This window comes from Lacticaseibacillus camelliae DSM 22697 = JCM 13995, assembly GCF_001436615.1.
Taxonomy (GTDB): domain Bacteria; phylum Bacillota; class Bacilli; order Lactobacillales; family Lactobacillaceae; genus Lacticaseibacillus; species Lacticaseibacillus camelliae.
The window spans coordinates 26,080-48,913 of sequence record NZ_AYZJ01000027.1; the positions used below are offsets into that span (position 1 = coordinate 26,080).

The window sequence follows — 22,834 nt, forward strand, 5'->3', positions numbered from 1 at the left end:
ATCACCTCCTGTTACCGCTTTTTGATTTCAGTCATTAAGATCTTGTTGGCGACTTTTGGATTGGCTTTGCCGTGGGTCTGCTTCATCAGTTGCCCAATCAAAAAGCCAATGGCGCGTGACTTGCCGTTCTTGAAGTCGTCGATACTTTGCGCGTTATTATCCAAAATATCGTTGACGATCGGCGTCAGCTTGGCCGGGTCGGACAGCTGGACCATGCCCTTTTCCTCGACCCACGCCTTCGGATCGGTATCGTGCTGGATGATTTCCTGGAAGACCTTCTTGGCAATCTTGCTGGAAATCGTGCCGTCGGCGATCAGGTTGATCATCGCGGCCAGGTGCTCAGGCGTCAGCGCAACGTCCTTCAGCTCCAGATGCTCGGCGTTCAGGTAGCCAGAGACCTCACCCATCAGCCAGTTGGACGCCTGCTTCGGGTCGGCACCAGCGGCCACGGTGGCCTCAAAGAAGTTGGCCATTTCCATGGTCAGAGTCAAGACCCCGGCGTCGTATTCCGGAATGCCCCAGTCCTGGACGTAGCGTGCACGCCGCTTGGCCGGTGCCTCCGGCAATTTGGCCTGGACCTCATCGATCCATTGCTGCGACACAAACACCGGTGGCAGGTCTGGTTCCGGGAAGTAGCGGTAATCATCCGCGCCTTCCTTGACCCGCATCAGGATGGTTTCCTTCTTGGCCGGATCCCAGCGCCGCGTTTCCTGGCGCACTTCACCGCCTGCCATCAGCAGCTGGATCTGACGCTTTTGCTCGTAGGCCAAACCGTCACGCACGTGGTTGAAGGAGTTCAGGTTCTTGATTTCGGTCTTGGTGCCGAAGCCATCCTGGCCGATCGGGCGCACAGACAAGTTAGTGTCCACCCGCATCGAGCCTTCTTCCATTTTCACGTCGGAAGCGCCGGTGAACTGCACGATTTGCCGCAGCTGTTCAAGGTACTGGTAGGCCTCTTCCGGCGAGGCAATGTCAGGCTCGGAAACGATTTCGACCAACGGCGTGCCCTGCCGGTTCAAATCGACATAGGAGTACCCGTCGTCTTCATGGGTGTTTTTCCCGGCGTCTTCCTCGACATGCAGCTCGTGGACGCCGATTTTCTTCTTCTTGCCGCCGACCTCGATCTCGACGTAACCATTGGTGCCCAGCGGCGTCTCGCTTTGCGTGATCTGGTAGGCCTTCGGATTATCCGGGTAAAAGTAGTTCTTGCGGTCAAAGTGCGTGTGGCGCGTGATATCGGCGTGCAGCGCAAGGGCCACCATGATGCCGTAGGAGTATGCCCCGCGGTTGATGGTCGGCAGCGTGCCCGGGAAGCCCCAGTCGATCACGTTGGTGTTGACGTTTGGCTCAGCGCCGTAAGACACCGGGGTCGGCGAATACATCTTCGACTTTGTTTTCAGCTCAACATGGACTTCGAGTCCAATCGTGGTTTCAAAATTCATCTTAGTTCGCACCTCCCGGAATCGCGTCGAGGTAGTCATTCTTGCTTTCAAAGGCATCGGCTGCCTGCAGCAGCGTCTGCTCGTCAAACTGCTTGCCGATCAGCTGCAGGCCAACGGGCATGCCGTCGACAAAGCCGGCCGGGATCGACAGCGCCGGCAGGCCGGCCAAGTTGACCGGAATCGTCAGAATGTCGTTCATGTACATGGTCAACGGGTCGGTGACCTTGGAGCCGATCTTGAACGCAGTGGTTGGCGTGGTCGGCCCAATGATGAAGTCATAGTCTTCAAAGACCTTGTCGAAATCACGCGAGATCAGCGTGCGCACCTGCGCTGCCTTTTTGAAGTAGGCGTCATAAAAACCGGCGGACAGACTGAAAGTCCCCAGCATAATGCGGCGCTTGACCTCGCGCCCAAACCCTTCGGAGCGCGAGCGCACGTAAACATCGTCCAGGTTTTTGACGTCCTTGGCGCGGAAGCCGTAACGAATCCCATCAAAGCGCTGCAGGTTCGAGGAGGCCTCAGAGCTGGCGATGATGTAGTATGCCGGCACCGCGTACTTGGTGTGCGGCAATGAAACCGTGTCGACAGTCGCACCCAGCGCGCGGAACTGCTCGGCGGCCTTCTTGACCTGGTCGGCCACGGCGGCATCGACCCCTTCACCCAGGTATTCCTCGGGCAAGGCGATCTTCATGCCCCGAATCGACTGGCCCAGCTTGGCCGTGTAATCCGGCACGTCAAGGTCCGCCGTGGTGGCATCCTTGTCATCATGGCCGGCGATGACGTTCAAGGTCAGCGCCGCGTCACGCACGGTGCGCGTCAGTGACCCCACAACGTCCAGGCTGGAGGCAAAGGCGATGACGCCCCAGCGCGATACCCGGCCGTAAGTCGGCTTCAGGCCGACAATGCCGTTGAACGCTGCGGGCTGGCGGATCGAGCCGCCGGTATCGGTGCCCAGCGCCATCGGGAGCTGGCCTGAGGCAACCGCCGCCGCAGAGCCGCCTGACGAACCGCCTGGCACCTTGGTGTGATCCCAGGCGTTTTTGGTGGTCTTGAAAGCCGAGTTTTCGGTCGACGAACCCATCGCAAACTCGTCCAGATTCAGCTTGCCAGCAATGATGGCGCCAGCCGCCTGGAGCTTTTCGACCACGGTCGCATCGTAAATCGGCACAAAATTACCCAGGATCTTCGAGGCCGCGGTAGTCTTCAAGCCCTTGGTGACGATGTTGTCCTTGATGCCCACCGGCACACCGGCAAAGGGCTTGTCCGCCGCGATGCCCGCGACGTCCTGAGCCGCGGCAGCCTGTTTGGCACCGTCCTCATTCAGGGTCAAAAACGCGTCGATTTCAGGGTCGATCCGCTTGATCTCGGCAAAGGTCTGCTCGGTGAGGTCAGCCGCGGTGAGTTTGCCCGCCTGGAGCTGCTCGTGAAGCTTGGTAATATCCAGATTGAAGTAACTCACGGCTTAATCGTCCTCCTTATCGATGATCGACGGCACTTGAATCAGCGTGCCCTTCTTGGTCGGCACGTTCGAAAGCAGCGCCTTCACGTCGGTGTCGTTCTGCGCCACGTCCTCGCGCATCACATTTTCAAGGTGAATACTCTGGGTGGTCACAGGCACGTCCGTGGTATCGACGGTCTCAAGTTGTGCGACCATGTTCAAGATCTCATCGAGTTGGGCCGTGTACTGCTGCAGCTCGTCTTCCGAAAAGGCCAATTTCGCCAATCCGGCAACATGCGCCACACTGTCTTTTGAAATCATGTTCTCTACCTTCTTCGCTTTTGCTTGGGGATTTAATCACTTTAGTTTACCATACGAACACTGCAGGCCCGCGCGCAGGCCGCATTTTTTCACAAAAACAGCCCAGGTTGCCCTGGACTGCCGCCGCTTAGTAACTATCGAACACGTGGGTCGTGAAGTCCTTCTGTCCGCTGTCGCGTGCCAGGAAGGCCTGCGGACCCGAAGTCGCCTGCACCGTGATTTGAATCTTGACACCGCTTGGCAGATACTTGGACGCCATTGAGCTGACGTACTGCGTGAAGCTTTGAATCTCGGTCAGCCCGTAGAACTGCGTGTTGATGGTGACATTCAGGCCGGCCAGCTGGTTATCCTCGTAGTGCGCCTGCGCCGTGACCCCGGCCAGCGTCGGGAAGAAGTTCTCAACGTTGCTCTGGAAATTATTAAAATCATCCGACACAGTCTGGTTGATCGGCTTCTTGTTGTCGACTGTCGGCAGCACTTCATTCTGCTGATTGACCGGCTTCCAGCTCTGAAGCGAGTCGCCGGACGTGGAGACCACGTAATCAAAGTAGGTCCCGCCGACCAGCGAGTCGCGCGCCGCCAGCTTGTACAGTGCGATCACGATCGGGGTATCTTGGCTGACGCCTTTCATCTTGCGGACCCGCGCCACGACCTCTTTGGCCATGCGCCGGCCTTGCTGCGTCATGGCGGCGTCGGTGATGTGCGTGGTGTAAGTGGCGCCATACTGCTGCTTTTCGTAGTAATCGTACTCGTTCATCCCCAGCGCGATCGAGACCCCGCCCAGACTCATTGACGAGCCGCTTTGGGTCATGTAGTCCTGCTCCAAAATGGTTTGCAGGTACGTCGGCACGCGCTTGTTGGGGTCAGTGCTGCTGTTACTCTTCGGGTTCAGGCCATCCTGATCCGAGCTAGAGCGGTGCGCCAACCACTTCTTCGTGGTCGCCGTCGAGAGCAGTTGCCCTTCTTCGAACACATACTTAGAGGTGGCAAACTGCTTCTTGGAAATTTCCTGCAGGCCGGCCTCCATGCTCTTGATGTTGAACGCATTGCCGTCCTGCTGATTCTGCGTCAGCTGCAGCCCGCGGGCGCTCGAGGTCTGATAGCGGCCGTCCTTGATGACCCCTTCGTAGGTCCCGGAGTCCGAGGTGCCGGTGGTCGTGTACTTGCTCGTGCTGCTTGAGCCGGTGGTCCCGCTGGTGCCCGAATTAAAGTTCAGGTTGCCGCAGGCCGCAAGCAGCACTGCCGTTGCGACCAATGCCGCAGTCAGAATTTTCTTCATCAACCAATGCCTCACTTATAGTTTCGTCTGTAATTCTTTTTCATCCATCACCGGCACGTTCAGGGTCTGGGCCTTGGTCAATTTCGACCCGGCCTTCTCCCCGGCGACCACCAAATCCGTCCGCTTGGAAACCGACCCTGTGACCTTCGCCCCCAGCGCCTGCAGTTTCGCCGTCAGTTCCGGCCGCGTGAACGCGGCAAAGGAGCCTGTAATCACGACGGTCTTGCCGGAGAAGAAGGAATCCGTTGCCACCGGTGCGCCGCCCTTGTAGGTCAGGTTGACGCCTGCTTCGCGAAAGTCCTCAATCAACGCCTGCGCGGTGTCACGCTGAAAGTACTGCACCACACTTGCCGCGATGGTTGGCCCGATGTTGGCCACGTCGGCGATGGTTGCCTCATCCGCGCCCATCAGCGTCTCGATATCGCCAAAGTGTTCGGCGAGCAAGCGGGCCGCCTTCGCGCCGACGTGGCGAATGCCTAAGCCAAATAGTAGGCGTTCCACGGAGTTCTGCCGACTATTGTCGATGGCCTTTAACAAATTATTAATGGACTTTTCCTTAAATTTATCCAGCGTGCTCAGGTCATCCGCGGTCAAATGGTACAGGTCGGCAACGTCCTTGACCAGCCCCTTGGCCTGCAGTTGCGCGATGATTTTGGGACCGAGGCCGTCGATGTTCATCGCCAGCCGGCTGGCAAAGTGCGTCAGCTGCTCTTGGACCTGCGCCGGACACATCGGGTTGATGCACCGCAGCGCGACCTCACCATCGATGTGGACCAAAGGCTGGCCGCAGGAGGGACACGCGGTCGGGATCACGGCCGGCACCGCACCTTCTGGCCGCTTGCTCAGCACCACGGCTGAAACCTCGGGAATGATGTCGCCGGCCTTATGCAAAAGCACGGTGTCGCCGATACGAATGTCCTTTTCAGCGATCAAGTCCGCGTTGTGCAAAGTGGCGCGAGCAACTGTGGTGCCGGCCAGCGGCACCGGATCCATCACAGCGGTCGGGGTCACGACCCCTGTGCGGCCAATGGTCCAGTCAATGTCTCGGACCACGGTTTCCGCCTGCTCCGGCGGAAACTTGTACGCGATCTCCCAGCGCGGTACCTTGACCGTATTGCCCAGCTCCTGCTGCAAAGCCAGGCTGTTGACCTTGACCACAATGCCGTCAATGCCGTAAGCCAAGCCGTCGCGGTCCGCGGTTTGGTCCGCGATGTAAGTGTCCATCTGCTTTAAATCGCCTGTCGTGATCGAGCTCGGATTGGTGACAAAGCCCAGGTCCTGCATGAACGCGATCGCGTCGTGTTGCGTCGTGACGTTGAAGCGTTCAGGATCGATCAGCGTGTAGATAAACGTCGCCAGCTCACGCGCCTTGGTGACCTTGGGGTCGAGCTGCCGCAAGCTCCCTGCCGCGGCGTTACGCGGGTTGGCAAACGTGGTCAGCCCCTGGGCCTCGCGGGCCGCGTTGAGTTTAGCAAACGCCTTTTTGGGCATGTAGCACTCCCCGCGCACCTCGATGTTCAACGGCTGTTTCAGCTGGTGCGGGATGTCCTTGATGGTCATCACGTTGGCCGTGACGTCCTCGCCGACATTCCCATCGCCGCGCGTCGAGCCCTGCACCAGCTTGCCGTTTTCGTAAACCAAGGAAAGCGATAGCCCGTCGATTTTGAGTTCGACGTTGTAGTCGACCTTTTCCTCGACGCCGCCTTCGAGCCGCTCCGCCCACTCCTGCAGCTCCTCAAGGGAAAAGACATCCCCCATGGACAGCATCGGGATCGGGTGGGGCACCTTGGCAAAGTCGGTGTCCACACTGCCGCCAACCGCCTGGCTCGGCGAATCCGGCAGCACTAAATCGGGAAACTTGGCCTCCAAGGCCAGCAGCTTCTGGTAGGCCATGTCGTACTGGTGATCATCGACAGTCGGGGCGTCCTGGTCATAGTACTCGCGGCGCCACTGGTTGAGCTGATCGACCAGCGGCTGAACCGCCGTGGCCGCGTCGCTGTGCGTCATTGCTGCAATGTCCTGCTCTGCCATCTCGCTGCCTCCTGTCTAATCGACGTGCTTGGTGATCGGGGCGAAAGCCGCCAGCAGTCGCTTGACCCCCATGTCCGGAAAGGCGATGTCCAGCTCCTGGTCGTCGCCTTTGCCAGACACTTTGACGATGGTGCCGATGCCCCACTTGCGGTGCTCAGCCTTGTCGCCGACGGTCCAGGTCACCTTGCCGGCCGTGCTGGTCGGCGCCCCGGCATTGTCCACCACCTTGGCCCGCGTGCCTTGCGGGTGCCGCGAGTAGGTTGGCGTCACGGCCCGCGCCGTGCGATTGGCCTCGCGGTCGAACGGATAACTCGACTTTGGCGCCTGCTGCCCAACGGTTTCCAGCAGCTCCGGCTCAATCTCATCGATGAAGCGGCTTTGCGGGTTGTTCTGCCGCTGGCCATACAGCATCCGGGCATAAGCGTTGCTCAGGTACAGCTTCGACTTGGCCCGCGTGATGCCAACGTACGCCAGTCGCCGCTCCTCTTCCATTTCCTTCTCGTCCATGGCTGAGCGCGAAAGCGGGAACAGGCCCTCCTCCATGCCCACCAGGAACACGACTGGAAACTCCAGGCCCTTGGCGGCGTGCAGCGTCATCAGCGTGACCTCCTGGGCGTCTTCTTCGACCTCGTCTTGGTCCGACACCAGCGCTAAGTCGGCGATGAAGTCGACAAAAATGTCACTGTTTTCGTCTTCCGGTTCGTAGCGCTCGTCAAACTGCTGGGTGACGGAAAGCAGTTCCTGCAAGTTCTCAATGCGCGTATCCGCCTCGACCGTGCCGGCGTTTTTCAGCGTCGGCAGGTAGCCGGTATCATCCAGAATGGCCTGCATCAGGTCCGTGACCGTGCCCTTGTCCTTTTTGGCCTGAATTTGCTTGATGGTGCTGCCAAATTTGGCCAGTGCGCCGCGCGCCTTGCCCGAAACATCAGACAGCTCGGCGTTTTGCGCCGCTTCCAGCAGCGACCAGCCGTTTTGCGTGGCAAAGGCCTGCAGCTTCTCCATCGACGTGTCCCCGATGCCGCGCTTAGGCTCGTTGACGATCCGGTTGAAGCTCATGTCGTCATCCGGGTTGATCACCAGCCGAAAATAAGCCAACGCGTCCCTAATTTCCTTACGGTCGTAGAACTTGTGACCGCCGACCATCTTGTAGGGAATGTTGCTTTTGACAAAGGCCTCTTCAATCGCGCGGGACTGAGCGTTGGTGCGGTACAGCACGGCAAAATCACCATACTTGCGCTTGCCAACGCGGATGTCCTGCTCAATCGTTTTGATGACAAAATAGGCCTCGTCCAACTCGCTTTGCGCCCGGTAGTAGGTGATCTTGTCACCGGTTTTGTTCTCGGTCCACAGCGTCTTGACCTGACGCTTCTTGTTGTTCTTGATCACATCGTTGGCCGCTTGCAGGATGTTCTTGGTCGAGCGGTAGTTCTGCTCGAGCAGCACGACCTGGGCATCGGGGTAATCCTTCTTGAAGTCCAAAATGTTCTGCATGTTGGCCCCGCGCCAGCCGTAAATGCTCTGGTCGGCATCCCCAACCACGCACAGGTTGCGGTACCCGTCGGCTAACATGTGCACCAGCTGGTACTGGGCCTCATTAGTGTCCTGGTACTCATCAACGTGAATGTACTGGAATTTGTTCTGATAAAACTTCAGCGTCTCCGGATCCTTTTGAAACAGGATGATGGTCTGCATGATCAGGTCGTCAAAATCCAGCGCCTGGTCGGAACGCATGCGCTTCTGGTACTCGGCGTACACGGTCGCGGTCGTCTGCTCAAACGGGGTGCCGGCAGACTTCGCATACTGCTCAGGCGTTTTCAAGTCGTTCTTGGCGTTGGAAATGGCCGCCAGCAGCGCCTTGGGATCGTAGCGCTTGGGGTCGATGTTCAAGTCGGCCAGAATGTGCTTCACCAGCGTTTTCTGCTCGGCCGGGTCGGCGATGGTGAACGCCCGGTTCATGCCCAGCTTCTGAATGTCGCGCCGAAGAATGCGCACGCACAGCGCATGGAAGGTCGAGACCCAGACGTCCTTAGCAAGCTCCGGGTCAAGCATTTTGGCGATGCGCTCCTTCATTTCGCGCGCTGCCTTGTTGGTGAAAGTGATGGCCAGGATGCGCCACGGGTTAATCCCTTTTTCCTCGATCAGGTACGCGACGCGGTGGGTCAAGACGCGGGTCTTGCCCGAGCCGGCGCCGGCCATGATCAAAAGTGGCCCCTCGGTGGCCAGCACCGCCTCGGATTGTTTGTCGTTCATGCCTTTCAGTAGTGCATTCGCCATGATATCGTCCTTCCTGCTATGTCTTTGCTTTTCCCATTGTACCAAAAAATCCGCCCTCAATACAGCGGCGGTAGCACGCGAAAACGGCTTCACAACGGGCTTTAACAGGGTTTAGGCACGCATGGGCCCCAGGCGCGCGACCCGCGAAAATTTTACCGGCGGGCTTTCCTAGTTGCCCTGATCAGTCGCCCAGCACGCCAGGCTTTAGGCTGGTGGCTTTAAACACCTGGTCGAATTCCGCGACCAGCGCAGCGGGGTCGCGCGCCGAGTCTTGCAGGTAAGCGTAAAGCGCGTAAGTGGTGACGGCGTCGTACAAGGCGCCATGGGCGAGCAGGCTCAGGCCCAGGTAATGGCGATAGGTCGTCAGGCTGACTTCGGGGTTGCCCGGCATCGGCCCGGACTGCTTGGCCAGCAGCGCCACATCGATCAGGCGGTAGGGCTGCGGATACAGGTTAAACTGGCGGCGCAGGACTGGCAGATCGCCGCCGTGCATGGAAAAGCCCAGCAGACTGTCCGTGCCGATAAAGTCGACAAACTGACGAATTGCTTCATTGGCGGGCAACCCGTACTGCTTCAGCGTGTCTTCGTGGATCCCGGTGACGCGCTGGGAGTACATATTCAAATGCCGCCGGGCCGGCACCTGAACGAAGACGTTGAACGTGTCCACAATGTGGTTGGCCTTGACCTTCACCGCCCCAATTTCGGTGATGAACATGCCTTCCCGCGCATTGCCGCTGGAAAATTCCAAGTCAAACGCCGTGAAGTCGGTCACGGCCGTCTTGCCGTAAAGCACCTCACGCTCGCCGGGGCTTAAGGCCGCCGAGCGCGTGCGGGGGAACTGCCGGTGAACCAGGTTTTGCGCGCGCACGAGGACCTCCTGCTGCTGGCCGACACCGGCCCGGCCGCCTTGGCTGCGCACCCCCACGATGATCGCAGGCATCGGCAAAGTCCCCAGAAACCCGTGCAGCCACGGCTTGGCCAGCTTGGCCTGCGTGACTTTGACACCCGCCTGTTGCGCGGCCTTTAGCGTGCCGCCGGCAACCGGCCCGTACAGGGTCGCGCGGACCGCAGGCGCGTCCTCATCCAGCCGCCACTGGTGCAAAATCGCCTGCAGCGCCAGCAGCTGGTTTTGAATCTGCCGAATATCGCGCCAGCGCGGATAAAGCGTCTTGGGCAGTTGCGTGAGATCCCGCAGCGCCAACACGTAACTGTTCAGGATCCCCCGCAGCAGCCGGTCCGCCGCCTGCCCTGGCTTGGGGCCGCGAGGCTGGATCACTTGCGAAACGAGTGGCATCGGGACGCCTTGCGCAATGGCGCGCGGCCAGAGGCCCTGCAGCGACAGCACCAACGCGCCATCCTCATTCAAACTGCTGGTGATCTGCTCTGGGTCCCCGCCAGCAAAGGCCGCCAGCAGCCGCACGGCAGCGGTCAGCTGCTTTGGCCACAGGTCTTCAGCCAGTGGCTTTTGTACTAGTTGTTTAACTTCCTCGACGTCCATTTGTCCCACTCCATTCGCATTCAGCCTACCGAAAAGCAACTGGCTTTGCAAGCGCTCACGTCACACAAAAACCGCTGACGATCGCCAGCGGCCTTGTGTGAGCCCAAGTGCTCAGCTTCTAGTCGTCACCCAGCCCAATGCGCTCAAAAATCTCATCCACGTGGCGCAGGTGGTAGTGGTAATCAAAGGCGTCATCCAGCGCCGAGGGATCCAGGCGGCTGGTGACCTTCGGATCGGCTTCCAGCAGCTGCCGAAAGTCGCGGTGCTCATCCCAGGCCTGCGCGGTCTTAGGCTGGACCAAATCATAGGCCGCTTCACGGCTCATGCCGGTTTCGATCAGCTTCAGCATCACGCGCTGGCTGAAGATCAGACCGTGCGTCTTTTGCATGTTCGCCTTCATCGTTTCCGGGAAGACGTCAAGATTCGTGATGATCCCCGTGAAGCGGTGCAGGATGTAATCAAGCAGCCCGGTGGCATCCGGCAGCATGATCCGCTCAGCCGAGCTGTGCGAAATGTCGCGCTCATGCCACAGCGGAACGTCCTCAAGCGCCGGTGTCGCGTAGCCGCGAATGATGCGCGCCAAGCCGGTGACGTTTTCGGAACTGATTGGGTTGCGCTTGTGTGGCATCGCCGAGCTGCCTTTTTGGCCGGGATTAAAGTGCTCCTCGACCTCATGGACCTCGGTGCGCTGCAGGTGACGGATCTCCAGCGCAAAGCGCTCGATCGACGTCGCAATTAGACCCAAAGTCTGGATGTAGTGCGCGTGCAGGTCGCGCGGCAGGACCTGTGTGGAGATCTCCTGAGCGCGAATGCCCAAGTGCTCGCAGACGTAAGCCTCAACGGCTGGCGGCGTGTTTGCAAACGTCCCGACCGCGCCCGAGATCTTGCCAGCCTCGACATCGGCCGCCGCATCGTCAAAGCGCTTCAGATCGCGCTTGAGTTCGGAGTACCAAGTGGCCAGCACCAGCCCAAACGTGGTGGGCTCGGCGTGGACCCCGTGGGTGCGGCCCATCATCACCGTGTGCTTGAACTCCTTGGCGCGCCGGCCGACGACGTCCATTAACGCGACCAGGTCGGCCCGCAAAATCACGTCCGCCTGCTTCAGCACGGCGCCCTGTGCCGTGTCGACCACGTCGGTGCTGGTCAGGCCGAAGTGCACCCACTTTTTCTCGGGCCCGAGCGACTCCGAAACAGTGCGCGTGAAGGCCACCACATCGTGGCGCGTGACCGCTTCGATTTCGTGAATGCGCTCAACCGTGAAGCTGGCGTTTTTGCGCAAGGCCTTCACATCGGCCGCTGGAATCTCTCCCAGCTGACTCCAGGCTTCAGCAGCCAGAATCTCAACCTCGAGCCAGGCCTGGTAACGATTCTTTTCTGTCCACACGGCGGCCATTTCGGGCCGGCTGTACCGATCGATCATGTTAGTCCTCCTCTGTCAGGTTCAAGTGAAAGTGATCCGTTGCATCCAGCAGTTGGTCAGCCTCGACCAGCGGCTTGTAAATCGTCATCATCCCAATCAGCTCATCGCCACTGGGGTAAAACTCAAATTGCCACTCCGGCTTGATCCGCACTTGGGTCATTGCCGCTGCCGCATCTTCTGCCCGCAGCGGAATCATCACGCCTGGCCGCAGCAACTTTAACTGAGGCAGCGGCCAGCCAAGCAGTGCGCGCATGTGCATCGCCACCGGGCTGAAGCCGGTGGTGCTGGCCAGAACGTGGTTGGTGAGTTGTGGGGCCGGATACAGCCGCTTGACATACAGCGACTGGTTAGGCGTCATGAACAGCTCAATGCCAAACGCGCCGGTGTAGTTCAGGTGCGCGGCAATCAGTTTGGCCACGCGGGTGATCTCTTGGTGCACGGCATCGCCGCCAGTAGCCGGTACGAACGCCGCCTGCAGCTGATGATGCGCGAAGACCGTTTGCACCACCGGCATAACCTTGATGTCGTCCCCGTTTTTGACCACGGTGACCGCGTACTCGGTCGGGTGATCCAGCCACGCCTCAAGAATGTACGGCCGCTGCTGAAGCAACTGCTGAGCGTGGGCAACATCATCGGGACTCGTCAGCCGCAGCTGCTGATCCGCCCCCATGTCCTTTTGAATGGGCTTGAGGATCGCCGGCAGCCCAACTGACTCGATGGCCTTGGCAATGTCACTGGGGCCAACAACTTGAGCGTAAGGCAGTATATTGACGTTGAGATCATCCAGAAATACCATTTCCAAATAGCGGTCCTGCGTGACCGACAAAATGTCGACACCGGAGGGCAGCTGGTGCTTCGTCGTCAGCTGCTGCAAGGCGTTGCCGTCGACGTTTTCGTTGGCAAACGTCACCACCGTGGCCACTTCGGCGAGCCGCGCCAAAGCCGCCGGATCCGTGGCCTTGCCAACCAACGGGATATCCGCCAGCGACAGCGCAATGTCGCTTTCACTGGGGGCAAGGATGATGGTGTTCATCCCCATTGCCTTGGCCGCGCCTGCCATGCTGTAGGCTAACGGGCCACCCCCGATAATGCCGATCCCAGCACCGGGTTGAATAAAATCAGTCATGTTTGTCGCCCTTTCGTGCCTGTGCCCCAGCCTGCTCATTCAGGCCGTCAGATTCTGGCAGCTCGGCCGGTGGGGTTTTAGCGTTAAACAACAGATTCAAGCCAACGGCAGAAACGCTCGCCAGCAGAATCCCAGAGGAGAACAACAGCTGCAGGGTCTTCGGCAGGGCCTGAACGATCTGGGGCTGCACGGTCACGCCGAGTCCCAGCCCGATGGAAATCGCGGCGACCAAAAGGTTCTTGTCGTCGTGAAAATCGACCTCCTGCAGCATTCGAATTCCCTGCACGGCCACCATGCCGAACATCACTAGCATGGCCCCGCCCAGCACGGGGTTCGGGATGATCGTGGCCAGCGCCCCGATTTTGGGCAACAGGCCCAGCAGGACCAAGAACATGGCGGAAAACATCACCGGCTTGCGCGTCTTAATGCCCGAAAGCTGCACCAGCCCCACGTTCTGGGAAAACGTGGTATATGGGAAGGTGTTGAAAATGCCGCCCAGCATCACGGCCAGCCCCTCAGCACGGTAGCCTTTTTTCAAATCGGCGCTTTCGATCTTGCGGTCGACCACGTCCCCCAGCGCGAAAAACACCCCGGTCGACTCGACCATGGAGGTCAAGGAGATCAGGATCATCGTTAAAATGGAGCTCCACTCAAAGTGCGGCACCCCGAAGTAAAACGGCGTAGGCACGTGGAACCAACTGGCTTCAATCACCGGCCGAAAAGACACCATGCCCATCAGCCCGCCGAGGACCGAGCCCCCGATCAGGCCAATAAGGATCGCGATTGAACGCACAAACCCCTTGCCCCAGACATTGAACGCTAAAATCAGGAGCACCGTGAACATCCCGACGATCAAATTCGCGCCTGAGCCAAAACTTTTGGCTGCGACGTTGCCGCCGCCCAGGTTCTGAAACGCCACCGGGATTAGTGACAGACCGATTACCGTGATCAAACTGCCAGTCACCAGCGGCGGAAACAGTCGGCGCAGCTTGGCGAACGGCCCGGCGATCAGAAAAACAAAAACGCCGGCCGCAATGATGGCCCCGTACATCGTCTGAATGTCGAATTTCTGCCCAATCATGATGAGTGGCGCCACGGCCTGCACCGCGCACCCTAAGACGACCGGCAACCGAATGCCGAAGAACTTGTTGCCAAATACCTGCAGCGCCGTGGCGATCCCACACATGAAAATGTCGATCGACACCAGGTAGGTCATCTGCTCGCTGGAAAAATGCAGGGCCGACCCAATCAAAATCGGAACCAAGACGGATCCCGAGTACATGGCCAACAGGTGCTGAATGCCCAGTACTGCGGCTTTGGGCGCGGATAACTCAGACTGTTTCATCGCGTCCTCCTAGTCTTCTTTGAAAATCACTTGACCATTTTCAAATGCCGCGATGCGGGCGAGCGCCTCGACGTGAATGTGACGCTGGTCCAGCAGCGCGCGGCCTTTTTGGAAGCTCTTTTCAATGACGACGCCGACCCCTTCCAGGTGCGCCTGGGCCTGGGCGATGATGTCGATTAGGCCTTCGACCGCCTGGCCGTTGGCAAGGAAGTCATCGATGATCAGCACGTGGTCATCTGGGCCGAGGAACTTGGTTGCGATGGCGATCGTGTTGGCCGTCTTCTTCGTAAAGGAATAGACCTCAGCAGTGTAAAGGTGATCCTTCAGCGTCAGGCTCTTGTGCTTGCGCGCAAACACGACCGGCTTGTGAAACGCCATGCCAGCCGCGAGCGCTGGCGCGATGCCGGAGCTTTCGACGGTCAGGATCTTCGTAATCGGGACGTCCTTGAACCGCTGGTAAAACTCGGTGCCAAGCGCTGCCATTAAATCCGGATCGATCTGGTGATTCAAAAAGCTGTCTACCTTAAGGACATCCGCGCCCAATACCTGTCCGTCCTGCCTGATCCGATCCTCTAGTAATTTCACTGCTACTCCCCATCCTTCTTCGCGGTTTGCCGCACTTAGTTGCACAAATTCTAACATAGTTCAGGGTCCTTCACAATTTGCGCCGGGGCGAATGTGTGACTTTTTGCTTGCCTAATTTGCTGACAAAATTACCGTTCGGCCTTGCGGCACAATGAATACGGGATAATCTCGGGTCAGAACGGCCCCTTTAAAAAAATCCCGATAATTCGTCTTTTAGCGAAATTATCGGGAATATTTTGAAAGAGGCACAAGAACTTAGCAAAAACGCGAATCACTGGTCGTATTTGCTCAAATCGTAGGTGTCGATCAGGCGAATCAGCTTATCCGCGTACGTCGGATCCGTGGCGTACCCCGCACGTTGCAAGGCCTTCGCCGCAGCCTGGTAGTCCGTCGCCTGCCGGACGCCGTCATAAAGATGCGGGTTCCACTGAGGGCCGTTGACCAGCAGCTCAGCATGGGCCTTCATCGACGCCTGGTCGCTGGGATACACCCGAAACCGCGCCTCAACCGTCACCCACTTGCCGTCTTGGTACTCCTGAGTCTTGAGCAATTGGGAATGCGCCGGATCATCATCCTTGATGCCAAACAGATTATGGTAGTCCTTCGCAAGGGTGGAAGTCCCCCAGTCCGACTCCAAAATGGCCTGGGCCAGCGTGATACTCGGCAGCACTTGGTACTGCCCCTGCAGCGTCTGGGCGTATGGCGCAAGCCGTTTAATAAACGCGGCGTGCGCATCGGCCTGCGGCGAAGGCGCTGACGGCTTGGGCCGCAAGCTCAGCGTGGCGCCCAAAGCAACAATGATCAATGCGCCGGCCAGCAGCAGCCACAGCGGCCTTGGCAACCCTTTACGGCGTTTGGCCATCAGTCAGACTCACTCGGCGCCGGCAGCTGTTTTTTGGTCCATTCAAGCAGAGTCAGTTGCTTGGTTTCAAGCTTCTGTAGGTCCTTGGCCGGCACAATGAAGTCCAGCAGGTCAACAAGCCCGTGGCTGCCGTAGTCCATGCGAATCTGCAGATGGGCCGCACTGCCGGCCTCGTCTTGCACCTGCTTGACCACCGTTTTGACGCCGGCTTGCCGCAGCCATGCCTGCGCAATCGTGGCTTTAGCCTCCTGGAAGCGCCAGGCCACCCCTTCCTCGCTCGGCGTTGTCGCGTTTAGCACCACGATTTTTTGGGCGAGCATCCATTCGTAGTCAGTGAACAGGTACCGCAGGCCATCGCGCTGCTTGGCCGTCAGCGCAGCATCCCCTGACGCCACGGCGGCGATCGGGATGTGCAGCTTGGCAGCCAAAATGGCCTCACCTTTATCCCGGCGGGTCTGCAGCGTCATGGCAGCTAGTTCCAATAACGTTTGATCGTCCATCGTATCACCTCGACTCTATTTTACCAGACTGCAACGGCTAGCGAACATGGGCCGGTATGATCGCGCTAGTATTTGAGCGGCAAATCGATTAACATTGGACCCATAGGGGGTGGGCACGTGAAAAAAATTGGCATTTTCTTACTGGGACTGGTGTTTCTCGCCGGCTGCTCTGGCGTTGGGTTCAACCAAAAAGCCCAATTGCAGTCAGCCGCGCGGACGCTGAACAGCCAGGTCACCGTCCAAAGCAAGCAGCTCACCGTCATCGACGGCGATGCCGCCGCCTTCCCCTCCACGTTCCAAAAGGCCTACGCGCAAGATCACAGCCAGGACTTCGCTCACGAAGGGGCGGTCAGCGATCTGATCGCTCGCCGCAGCAAGGCGTACAAGAAACTGGAAAGCGCGCAAACCGACATCGAAACGGCGACGACCACGCTGACCAAAGCGAACTCGCAGCAAAACGCCAATCTTCCGACCACGGCACTGAGCGACACGCTGAGCAGCCTGAAGCTGGCCAAACTCGACCACCGCACCTTTGATACCTATTACAAGGAAATGACTGCCGCGGAAACCACCTTTTTTGAAACCGTGGCAAAAGCGCCAGATGACACTGCGACCATCAACGAGGCGCTGGGTCGGCTCAATGAGTACACCAGCTCGCTGAGTCAGCAGGCAGAAATTGTCCAAGCCAACCTGCAGACGGTCAGTCAGAATGTCGCCGCACTGCAAACTGCCGTCCGGAAAATGAAATAGCTGCACCTGACGAACAAACCAGCAATGGCATAATGGCCCGTGCGAGCACCTCGGCATCGCGATTCTAAAACCGAATCGTGGTGACGAAGTGTTTTTTTTGAATTTAATCTGTGTCCTAGGGCACCAGGATTATTTGGCTCGGCGCCGTTTTTGGACCGCCAGCAGCGCCTGACCGAGCACTGGGACAACGACCGCCGCCATCGCCGCCTCAGCAATCGCGTTGATGGCAAATGTGCCCATCAGGACGAACGCCAAATTGCCCGCGTTTGCGCCGGGGACGACACTGCTGGCGCGTTGGGCGAAGAAGACCCACGTGAAGAAAATGACCAAACCCGTGTTAGTCAAAGCCCCGCAAATCCCAGCCAAACTGAGTTTCATTGTCGCCCCGCGGCCGCTGCGCACGGTTTTGAACAAGTCATTAAAGACCAGACCCGCCACGATGCCGACCGCGACCCGCGGCACAATGGCGATGACGGGATTTTGAAACAGCAGCAGGGTCATCGGGTCGCCGGGCGCGGTGAAGGCCTTAAACAAGCTCACCCCACCCCACAGCAGGCCCATCGCGGCGCCGCCAGGGACGCCGAGTAACACCCCGGCCAGGATCACCGTCAGATGGATCGTCGAAATGGCCGGCCACGCCGGAAACAGCCGAATGTAACCCACCATCGGCACATAGGCCTGCAGGATAATGAGCGCGCCGAAAATGCCGAGTAGCGTGATTGTGTTGGTTGAGTGATTAGAGCGCATTGACTGCACCTCCCAAATCTTGTTGCCACTAGTTTACCCCGTAAACAGATAAAAGCATACAAAAAAACGGCTCAACGCCGTTTTAAACTGTCAAAAAGAGTCAGGCCTCGCGGGAGACTAGCGGCTGCTCTGGCTCGTTTGCGGCCGCGAATCTGACGCTGGCCACAGGGCAAGGGGCAGCGGCGGTCTCGAGCCGCTCGAGCAACGGGACCAGGTAAGTCCGCTCGGCTTGGTGACGCGCCGCAACCGCCTCGGCAAAGGACACAAAGCTGCGATTCAACACCAAGTGGCCCTTGAAGAACAGCCGCGCGTTCCACTTGCCCGCCTGCTTATCGAAGGAGACCCCGGTCACCCCGCTTTGGTTAGACGAGCGCAGGTTGAGCGTGGCAGTCAGGTTGACCCCTTCCGTCGCCGCAAACTGATCCTTTTGCCCGATCTTGGCGGCAGTTTTCGGATTACTGCGGATCGCCTGGCGCATGACTTCGCGCCGGTAGCAGCCGCAGGACGTCGTGGTCCCCTTGCGCAGCCGATAACCATCCACCACAGTTTTATTGCCGCAGGTACACTGGCACAGCCACATGGCATTGCCATTCTTGGCGGCGCCGGCAAACGTCAACACAGTTAGCCGGCCAAACTGAAGGCCGGTTAAGTCTTTTCTCCTCATTACAAACACTCCTTGCAGTATTAAAAAGTTTCCCCGTCAATCATTTTGACTGCTGATGGGTAGGACGTCAAGAGAAAAGAAAAGTTTATAAATAAATTCGTAACGCCCGATGATGATCAAAAGTTTGCGCCAATGACCAATCAAAACGGCTTCATATCAATGATCAATTACCCTTCAGGCTATTTGACACCTCATTGCAACAGGTCAAATAAGCGCGGCAAAAATGTTAAAAAGCCATTGTTTAATGAGTACTAGCGTTATTTTTTATTGTCGTCTGTTACAGTCTAGGCCAGTTTCATCGAGCGGCGGTCGCGCATTTGTTATTCGCCACTACCCCAACAACAGGACTAGTGTACATGCAAAAATGCACGATTACCAGGATTGACACTTTCCCAGTTGGCTTGGGCGGCGAACCTGATCTGGGGCGCGACTGTTGAGTCATATTAAGGCCGAAACGTCAAAAAAAGCCCGGCATCGCGATACGCGATACCGGACTCGTGCGGCGTTCAATGATGCGGGTGAAAAGACTCGAACTTTCATGATCGATAATGATCACAAGATCCTTAATCTTGCGCGTCTACCAATTCCGCCACACCCGCATGACGCTAAGAAGCACAAGAAATAGTATATGGGACCGCTGGCTCATTGTCAACGGCAAAACCGATTTTCACTGCCATACTTAGCCAATCGCTCAGGCAGGTGTGACGGCCACAAGGCGATGACCGCACCGGCCGCACGCATATCGGCGCAGGTTCAGCCGGCGCTGCCGCGGATACAGCTGACCGCATCCCGAGCACTGGTAAAGATACTTGGGCGGCTTAGTCGGCCCCAGGCGCGGCGCCGTACCGCAGCCCGCCGACCGCGGCAAGCAGGTGCTTAAAGTCGGCATCACGATGGCGATAACCGCGGTGTGCCCGATACAAGTGGTAATGGCACAGCTCGTGCTTGATGATGCCCAGCTGGACTTGCGAATCGGCTGCATCAAACAACCTGAGGTTAAAGTCCAAGTTCTCATCCGGCAGGTGAAAGCGGCCGCCGGTGGTCCGCAAACGCCCATTAAATCGCGCCTGATGCACAAACGGGCGGTGAAAATCCTTCAGGCTGACTTGTTCAACTAACGCTTGAAGTTCTTGGTTCGACATTTTTCCTCCCGGTCAGGCAAAGTACTGCAGCAGATCCTCCCGCGTCAGTGCCGCCTTTTTAGCCCCGGCGTAATCGGCGACCAGCCGGCCATCTTGCAGCACTACCAGCCGATTGCCATACTTCAGCGCCTCTTCGAGCTGATGGGTGATCATCAGGCAGGTCAGTTTTTCCTGCCGCACGATTGAATCCGTCAAGGTCATGATTTCGGCACTGGTATGCGGATCCAGCGCCGCGGTGTGCTCGTCCAAAAGCAAGAGTGCCGGTTCTTTCATCGTGGCCATCAACAGGCTGAGCGCCTGACGCTGCCCGCCCGACAGCTCCTCGGTCGGCTTGTCCAGTGCCTGATCGAGCCCGTTGGTGGTTTTCTTGGCAAGGGCTAAAAACTCGGCCATGCGGCCCTTTAGCCCCCGTAACTTCAGCGTCAGGTGCTGGCCGCGGCGACTTGCCAGCAGCAAATTTTCCGCAACAGTCATGCGCGGCGCCGTGCCCATCTTCGGGTCCTGAAACACCCGCGCGATCAGTCGTGCGCGGTGCTCCGGACGCGCGGTGGTGATGTTTTCGCCGGCCAGCGTAATGGTGCCGCCGGACACCGGTTTATCCCCAGTAATGGCGTTAAACAGCGTGGACTTGCCGGCCCCGTTCGCGCCCAGCACCGTGACGAAATCCCCCGGTGCGACGGTCAAGTTGATATCTGAGAGCAGCGCCCGGGAGGTCTCACCCACCGCGACGTTGACGCCCACGTGACTCAATGTTAATTGTGCTTCAGCCATTTGTCTTCACCCCATTTTTCAGTACGCGCCGAATCTTGAACCGATGCTCAAAGGCCGGGATCATGATTAGAATTGCCAGGACGATCGCCGAGATCAGCTGCAAGTCGTTTGGCGAAAAGCCCAGGCGCAGCACCAGCAGCAGCACGAACCGGTACAAGATACTCCCCAGTACCGTGGCGACCATGCGCTGGCTCAAAGTCAGCTCGCCGAACAGTACCTCGCCGATGATGATCGAGGCTAGCGCAATGACGATGACCCCGATGCCCATGTTGACGTCCGCGTACCCGTTGTTTTGCGCGATCAGCGAACCAGACAGCGCCACCAGGCCGTTGCCGACAATCAGACCCAGCACTTCCTGGCGCGCCGGCGCGATGCCCAGGCTGCGCGCCATGGTGGGATTATCCCCGGCAGCAATGAAGCCTTGGCCCAACTGCGTGTTCAAAAACAGGATCAGCAGGGTGACCACCACCACGGCGACGATCAACCCCACGACCACGCTGTCGAAATATGGCGGCAGTGCTTTCAGAAACTTGGCACCGAATAAATTCGGCTTGTTCAGCAGCGACAGATTCGACCGCCCCATGATCCGCAGGTTGACCGAGTAAGCCCCGGTCATGACCAGAATGCCGGCGAGCAGCACCGGCACCTTGCCGACTGTGGTGAGAAACCCGGTGATCGCCCCGGCCGCCATACCGGCCAGCATCCCCAGTAGGGTCGCCAGCAGCGGCGTCACCCCGTGAGAGATTGCGGCCACAGTGACCGCTGCGCCTAACGGGAACGTGCCTTCAACCGTCATATCCGGAAAATCCAGAATGCGGAAGGTCAAAAACAGCCCGACGCCCATTAAACCGTACAACAAGCCTTGCCCAATGGCGGAAACTCCTAAGCCCATCATTATTCAATCACCGTCCCATTCTTACGTGCGTCTTCGATCACCGACTGCGGGATCGTCATGCCCAGGACCTTGGCCTGCTTAAGGTTGACAATCAGCTCACCCTTCTTGGCGAAGTGAATCGGCGTGGTGGCCGGATCCTTGCCCTTAAGAATCGCAGCGGTCATCTTGCCGGTTTCCACCCCAAGGTCAAACTGGTTCAAGCCTAACGTTGCGACCCCGCCCTGCCTGACCATAGTGTCAACAGTTGGGAACACCGGAATTTTCTGGGTGTTGGCCACCTGGACCAGCGTCGGCATCGCAGAGGCGATCGTGTTATCGGTCGGGACGAAAATCGCGTCGACCTGCGTCACCATTTGCGCGGCCACCTGATGCAGATCGTTGGTTGAGGCAATCGTGAAGTTCTTGACCGTAAAGCCTTCGTTGGGCGCCTCTTTCGTGACCATCTTCGCCTGCACCTGGGCAGAGGAATCACTTGATGTGGAGATCACCCCAAGGACCTTCGCTTGCGGCATGATCTGCCGCACCAACTTCAGCTGCGCCTTGATGGGCGCCTGATCCGAAACCCCGGTGATGTTGTTGCCCGGCCGAGCGTTGTTCTTGACCAGGCCAGCCCCTTTGGGATCCGTGATCGCCCCCAGCACGATGGGAATCTTCGTTGAAGCATCCGCCAGAGCCTGCGCGGAAGGTGTTGCGATGCCGACCATTGCAGCCGCTTTTTCGTTGACGAAGCGCTCAGACATCGTCTTCATGTTGCTCTGGTCATTCTGAGCGTTTTGAAAATCAATTTTCACGTTCTTGCCCACGGTGTAGCCCTCATCATCGAGGCCTTTAATAATGCCCTTATGGATCGCATCCAGCGCCGGGTGGCTCATGAGCTGCAGGATGCCAACAGTTGGCACCTCCGCCTTCGTTTCGGCCTGCGGTTTCCCGGTTGTGACGAACGCGAAGCCGAGAAAGCCGAGCAGGACGACGATCAATCCAATCATACGTTTCATATCTGAATTCCCCCTAAGTAATCAAAAAGGCAGATCCAACCGCGCAGGCTGCGGAGATCTGCCGAAACAAAAATCCGCACAAACTCAAAAGTTCAGAGTCTATGCGGACACACGTGCTGAACGCCAACATAGACACAACCTGCGTCTGGCAGGTCGTGTCAGCGACCTACCTAGTGTTGGCTTTGCCAGCGAACATTAATCTGGGTAGTGAAGTTAGTCATATGGCGTTCCTCCTTAAATGATTAATTTGAGAATACGTTTCTCGCCGGACCGTGTCAAGGCTTTGGCGAATTTTTTTTTGCTAGGCGATCCGCGTGATCTTGCTCAGCTGCGTCATGATGCGCTCAGTCGCCGCGTCTTGGGCTTTTTCGGCGGCATTAAACGCCTCGACGTCAAGGCTTTGCGGCCCATCTTTCAGACTCGCTGTCATCGCCTGGCAGCCGGCGACGAAATCGCGATAGGCCGCCACCAGCAATTTGTGCGTGCCGATGAACCGGGCTGGCGGTGTGGTATTCGCCAAGGTGGTCAGCAGCTCCCCGTACTTCTCGGTGCCGTCTTCAAACAGCTGCTGGGTGGCACCGTAAGTTTGCGGGTCAAAATCGGCGATAGTGCCGGCGTCGATGGCCTCGCGAAGCGCCGTGAACTTGGGGTTGAGCAGATTCTGTTCCTCCTCAGTGCCGCCCATGACCTGCTGCATGACGTTGCTGAAGTGGACCATTTTTTGCTGGTTTTTATTCATTTGAAAATCC

At 58.2% G+C, this 22,834-nt stretch carries 20 protein-coding genes, 1 tRNA gene and 1 pseudogene; 1 reads left to right on the forward strand and 21 read right to left on the reverse strand.

Features of this window, described 5'->3' with window-relative positions; translation table 11 throughout:
• Positions 1 to 11: 11 nt before the first annotated feature.
• The 13 genes from gatB to FC75_RS05295 all read right to left on the reverse strand — a co-directional run bounded on the left by gatB (position 12) and on the right by FC75_RS05295 (position 16,121).
• Positions 12 to 1,442: an Asp-tRNA(Asn)/Glu-tRNA(Gln) amidotransferase subunit GatB gene (gene gatB, locus FC75_RS05235; protein ID WP_054663679.1), complete on the reverse strand. Its 1,431-nt coding sequence runs from the start codon at positions 1,440 to 1,442 to the stop codon at positions 12 to 14.
• Position 1,443: 1 nt separating this feature from the next.
• On the reverse strand, positions 1,444 to 2,901 hold the full coding sequence (gatA, locus tag FC75_RS05240; RefSeq protein ID WP_056989316.1) for an Asp-tRNA(Asn)/Glu-tRNA(Gln) amidotransferase subunit GatA: 1,458 nt from the start codon (positions 2,899 to 2,901) through the stop codon (positions 1,444 to 1,446).
• Positions 2,902 to 2,904: 3 nt separating this feature from the next.
• Positions 2,905 to 3,201 carry an Asp-tRNA(Asn)/Glu-tRNA(Gln) amidotransferase subunit GatC gene (gatC, locus tag FC75_RS05245; protein WP_054663381.1) on the reverse strand — a complete coding sequence of 99 codons (297 nt, stop codon included), beginning with the start codon at positions 3,199 to 3,201 and terminating at the stop codon, positions 2,905 to 2,907.
• Positions 3,202 to 3,328: 127 nt separating this feature from the next.
• Positions 3,329 to 4,480: a CamS family sex pheromone protein gene (locus tag FC75_RS05250; protein ID WP_056989317.1), complete on the reverse strand. Its 1,152-nt coding sequence runs from the start codon at positions 4,478 to 4,480 to the stop codon at positions 3,329 to 3,331.
• Between the two features lie 15 nt (positions 4,481 to 4,495).
• Positions 4,496 to 6,511, reverse strand: a complete 2,016-nt coding sequence (gene ligA / locus FC75_RS05255) for an NAD-dependent DNA ligase LigA (RefSeq protein ID WP_056989318.1) — start codon at positions 6,509 to 6,511, stop codon at positions 4,496 to 4,498.
• A gap of 15 nt (positions 6,512 to 6,526) precedes the next feature.
• The gene (gene pcrA, locus FC75_RS05260; RefSeq protein ID WP_056989319.1) at positions 6,527 to 8,785 is read right to left on the reverse strand and encodes a DNA helicase PcrA; all 2,259 of its coding nucleotides are present in this window, start codon (positions 8,783 to 8,785) and stop codon (positions 6,527 to 6,529) included.
• 181 nt (positions 8,786 to 8,966) lie between these two features.
• On the reverse strand, positions 8,967 to 10,283 hold the full coding sequence (locus FC75_RS05265; protein WP_056989320.1) for a 3'-5' exonuclease: 1,317 nt from the start codon (positions 10,281 to 10,283) through the stop codon (positions 8,967 to 8,969).
• 118 nt (positions 10,284 to 10,401) lie between these two features.
• The gene (gene purB / locus FC75_RS05270; RefSeq protein ID WP_056989321.1) at positions 10,402 to 11,703 is read right to left on the reverse strand and encodes an adenylosuccinate lyase; all 1,302 of its coding nucleotides are present in this window, start codon (positions 11,701 to 11,703) and stop codon (positions 10,402 to 10,404) included.
• A 1-nt stretch (position 11,704) separates the two neighbouring features.
• The gene (locus FC75_RS05275) at positions 11,705 to 12,829 is read right to left on the reverse strand and encodes an ATP-grasp domain-containing protein (RefSeq protein ID WP_056989322.1); all 1,125 of its coding nucleotides are present in this window, start codon (positions 12,827 to 12,829) and stop codon (positions 11,705 to 11,707) included.
• Entirely contained in the window at positions 12,822 to 14,174 is a 1,353-nt protein-coding gene (locus FC75_RS05280) for a nucleobase:cation symporter-2 family protein (RefSeq protein WP_054663392.1), read from the reverse strand. The genes FC75_RS05275 and FC75_RS05280 overlap by 8 nt, the downstream gene beginning before the upstream one ends.
• A gap of 9 nt (positions 14,175 to 14,183) precedes the next feature.
• The gene (locus FC75_RS05285; protein WP_054663395.1) at positions 14,184 to 14,759 is read right to left on the reverse strand and encodes a xanthine phosphoribosyltransferase; all 576 of its coding nucleotides are present in this window, start codon (positions 14,757 to 14,759) and stop codon (positions 14,184 to 14,186) included.
• Between the two features lie 271 nt (positions 14,760 to 15,030).
• Positions 15,031 to 15,621, reverse strand: coding sequence for a glycoside hydrolase family 73 protein (locus tag FC75_RS05290; protein ID WP_054663398.1), 591 nt, complete (start codon positions 15,619 to 15,621; stop codon positions 15,031 to 15,033).
• The gene (locus FC75_RS05295; protein WP_056989323.1) at positions 15,621 to 16,121 is read right to left on the reverse strand and encodes a hypothetical protein; all 501 of its coding nucleotides are present in this window, start codon (positions 16,119 to 16,121) and stop codon (positions 15,621 to 15,623) included. Before FC75_RS05295 ends, FC75_RS05290 begins: the two co-directional genes overlap by 1 nt.
• A gap of 117 nt (positions 16,122 to 16,238) precedes the next feature.
• On the opposite strand from FC75_RS05295, the gene FC75_RS05300 reads away from it, so the two are divergent.
• Positions 16,239 to 16,871, forward strand: a complete 633-nt coding sequence (locus FC75_RS05300) for a putative periplasmic lipoprotein (RefSeq protein ID WP_054663407.1) — start codon at positions 16,239 to 16,241, stop codon at positions 16,869 to 16,871.
• A gap of 129 nt (positions 16,872 to 17,000) precedes the next feature.
• On the opposite strand, the gene FC75_RS05305 is transcribed toward FC75_RS05300, so the two are convergent.
• From FC75_RS05305 to FC75_RS05340, 8 genes and pseudogenes are all read right to left on the reverse strand, one after another.
• Complete coding sequence (locus FC75_RS05305; RefSeq protein ID WP_054663410.1) at positions 17,001 to 17,618, reverse strand: ECF transporter S component; 618 nt, start codon at positions 17,616 to 17,618, stop codon at positions 17,001 to 17,003.
• A 100-nt stretch (positions 17,619 to 17,718) separates the two neighbouring features.
• Positions 17,719 to 18,282: an alcohol dehydrogenase gene (locus FC75_RS05310; RefSeq protein ID WP_225350736.1), complete on the reverse strand. Its 564-nt coding sequence runs from the start codon at positions 18,280 to 18,282 to the stop codon at positions 17,719 to 17,721.
• A 513-nt stretch (positions 18,283 to 18,795) separates the two neighbouring features.
• Positions 18,796 to 18,881 (reverse strand) — tRNA-Leu (locus tag FC75_RS05315).
• A 92-nt stretch (positions 18,882 to 18,973) separates the two neighbouring features.
• Positions 18,974 to 19,424, reverse strand: a pseudogene (locus FC75_RS05320) (SprT family protein).
• Between the two features lie 12 nt (positions 19,425 to 19,436).
• Positions 19,437 to 20,195 carry an ABC transporter ATP-binding protein gene (locus FC75_RS05325; protein ID WP_054663413.1) on the reverse strand — a complete coding sequence of 253 codons (759 nt, stop codon included), beginning with the start codon at positions 20,193 to 20,195 and terminating at the stop codon, positions 19,437 to 19,439.
• Positions 20,188 to 21,087, reverse strand: a complete 900-nt coding sequence (locus tag FC75_RS05330) for an ABC transporter permease (protein ID WP_054663430.1) — start codon at positions 21,085 to 21,087, stop codon at positions 20,188 to 20,190. Before FC75_RS05330 ends, FC75_RS05325 begins: the two co-directional genes overlap by 8 nt.
• 2 nt (positions 21,088 to 21,089) lie before the next feature.
• A complete protein-coding gene (gene trpX, locus FC75_RS05335; protein WP_056989324.1) occupies positions 21,090 to 22,085 on the reverse strand; it encodes a tryptophan ABC transporter substrate-binding protein in 996 nt (331 codons plus the stop codon).
• 301 nt (positions 22,086 to 22,386) lie between these two features.
• A complete protein-coding gene (locus FC75_RS05340) occupies positions 22,387 to 22,824 on the reverse strand; it encodes a hypothetical protein (RefSeq protein ID WP_054663416.1) in 438 nt (145 codons plus the stop codon).
• Between the last annotated feature and the right edge of the window lie 10 nt (positions 22,825 to 22,834).

What these genes read in the sequence shown, in the direction of transcription:
- gatB (WP_054663679.1), bottom strand. Translation starts at nt 1,442, where the DNA reads ATGAATTTTGAAACCACGATTGGACTCGAAGTCCATGTTGAGCTGAAA.
- gatC (WP_054663381.1), bottom strand. Translation starts at nt 3,201, where the DNA reads ATGATTTCAAAAGACAGTGTGGCGCATGTTGCCGGATTGGCGAAATTG.
- FC75_RS05250 (WP_056989317.1), bottom strand. Translation starts at nt 4,480, where the DNA reads ATGAAGAAAATTCTGACTGCGGCATTGGTCGCAACGGCAGTGCTGCTT.
- ligA (WP_056989318.1), bottom strand. Translation starts at nt 6,511, where the DNA reads ATGGCAGAGCAGGACATTGCAGCAATGACGCACAGCGACGCGGCCACG.
- pcrA (WP_056989319.1), bottom strand. Translation starts at nt 8,785, where the DNA reads ATGGCGAATGCACTACTGAAAGGCATGAACGACAAACAATCCGAGGCG.
- FC75_RS05265 (WP_056989320.1), bottom strand. Translation starts at nt 10,283, where the DNA reads ATGGACGTCGAGGAAGTTAAACAACTAGTACAAAAGCCACTGGCTGAA.
- purB (WP_056989321.1), bottom strand. Translation starts at nt 11,703, where the DNA reads ATGATCGATCGGTACAGCCGGCCCGAAATGGCCGCCGTGTGGACAGAA.
- FC75_RS05275 (WP_056989322.1), bottom strand. Translation starts at nt 12,829, where the DNA reads ATGACTGATTTTATTCAACCCGGTGCTGGGATCGGCATTATCGGGGGT.
- FC75_RS05280 (WP_054663392.1), bottom strand. Translation starts at nt 14,174, where the DNA reads ATGAAACAGTCTGAGTTATCCGCGCCCAAAGCCGCAGTACTGGGCATT.
- FC75_RS05290 (WP_054663398.1), bottom strand. Translation starts at nt 15,621, where the DNA reads ATGGCCAAACGCCGTAAAGGGTTGCCAAGGCCGCTGTGGCTGCTGCTG.
- FC75_RS05295 (WP_056989323.1), bottom strand. Translation starts at nt 16,121, where the DNA reads ATGGACGATCAAACGTTATTGGAACTAGCTGCCATGACGCTGCAGACC.
- FC75_RS05305 (WP_054663410.1), bottom strand. Translation starts at nt 17,618, where the DNA reads ATGCGCTCTAATCACTCAACCAACACAATCACGCTACTCGGCATTTTC.
- FC75_RS05310 (WP_225350736.1), bottom strand. Translation starts at nt 18,282, where the DNA reads ATGAGGAGAAAAGACTTAACCGGCCTTCAGTTTGGCCGGCTAACTGTG.
- FC75_RS05325 (WP_054663413.1), bottom strand. Translation starts at nt 20,195, where the DNA reads ATGGCTGAAGCACAATTAACATTGAGTCACGTGGGCGTCAACGTCGCG.
- FC75_RS05330 (WP_054663430.1), bottom strand. Translation starts at nt 21,087, where the DNA reads ATGGGCTTAGGAGTTTCCGCCATTGGGCAAGGCTTGTTGTACGGTTTA.
- trpX (WP_056989324.1), bottom strand. Translation starts at nt 22,085, where the DNA reads ATGAAACGTATGATTGGATTGATCGTCGTCCTGCTCGGCTTTCTCGGC.
- FC75_RS05340 (WP_054663416.1), bottom strand. Translation starts at nt 22,824, where the DNA reads ATGAATAAAAACCAGCAAAAAATGGTCCACTTCAGCAACGTCATGCAG.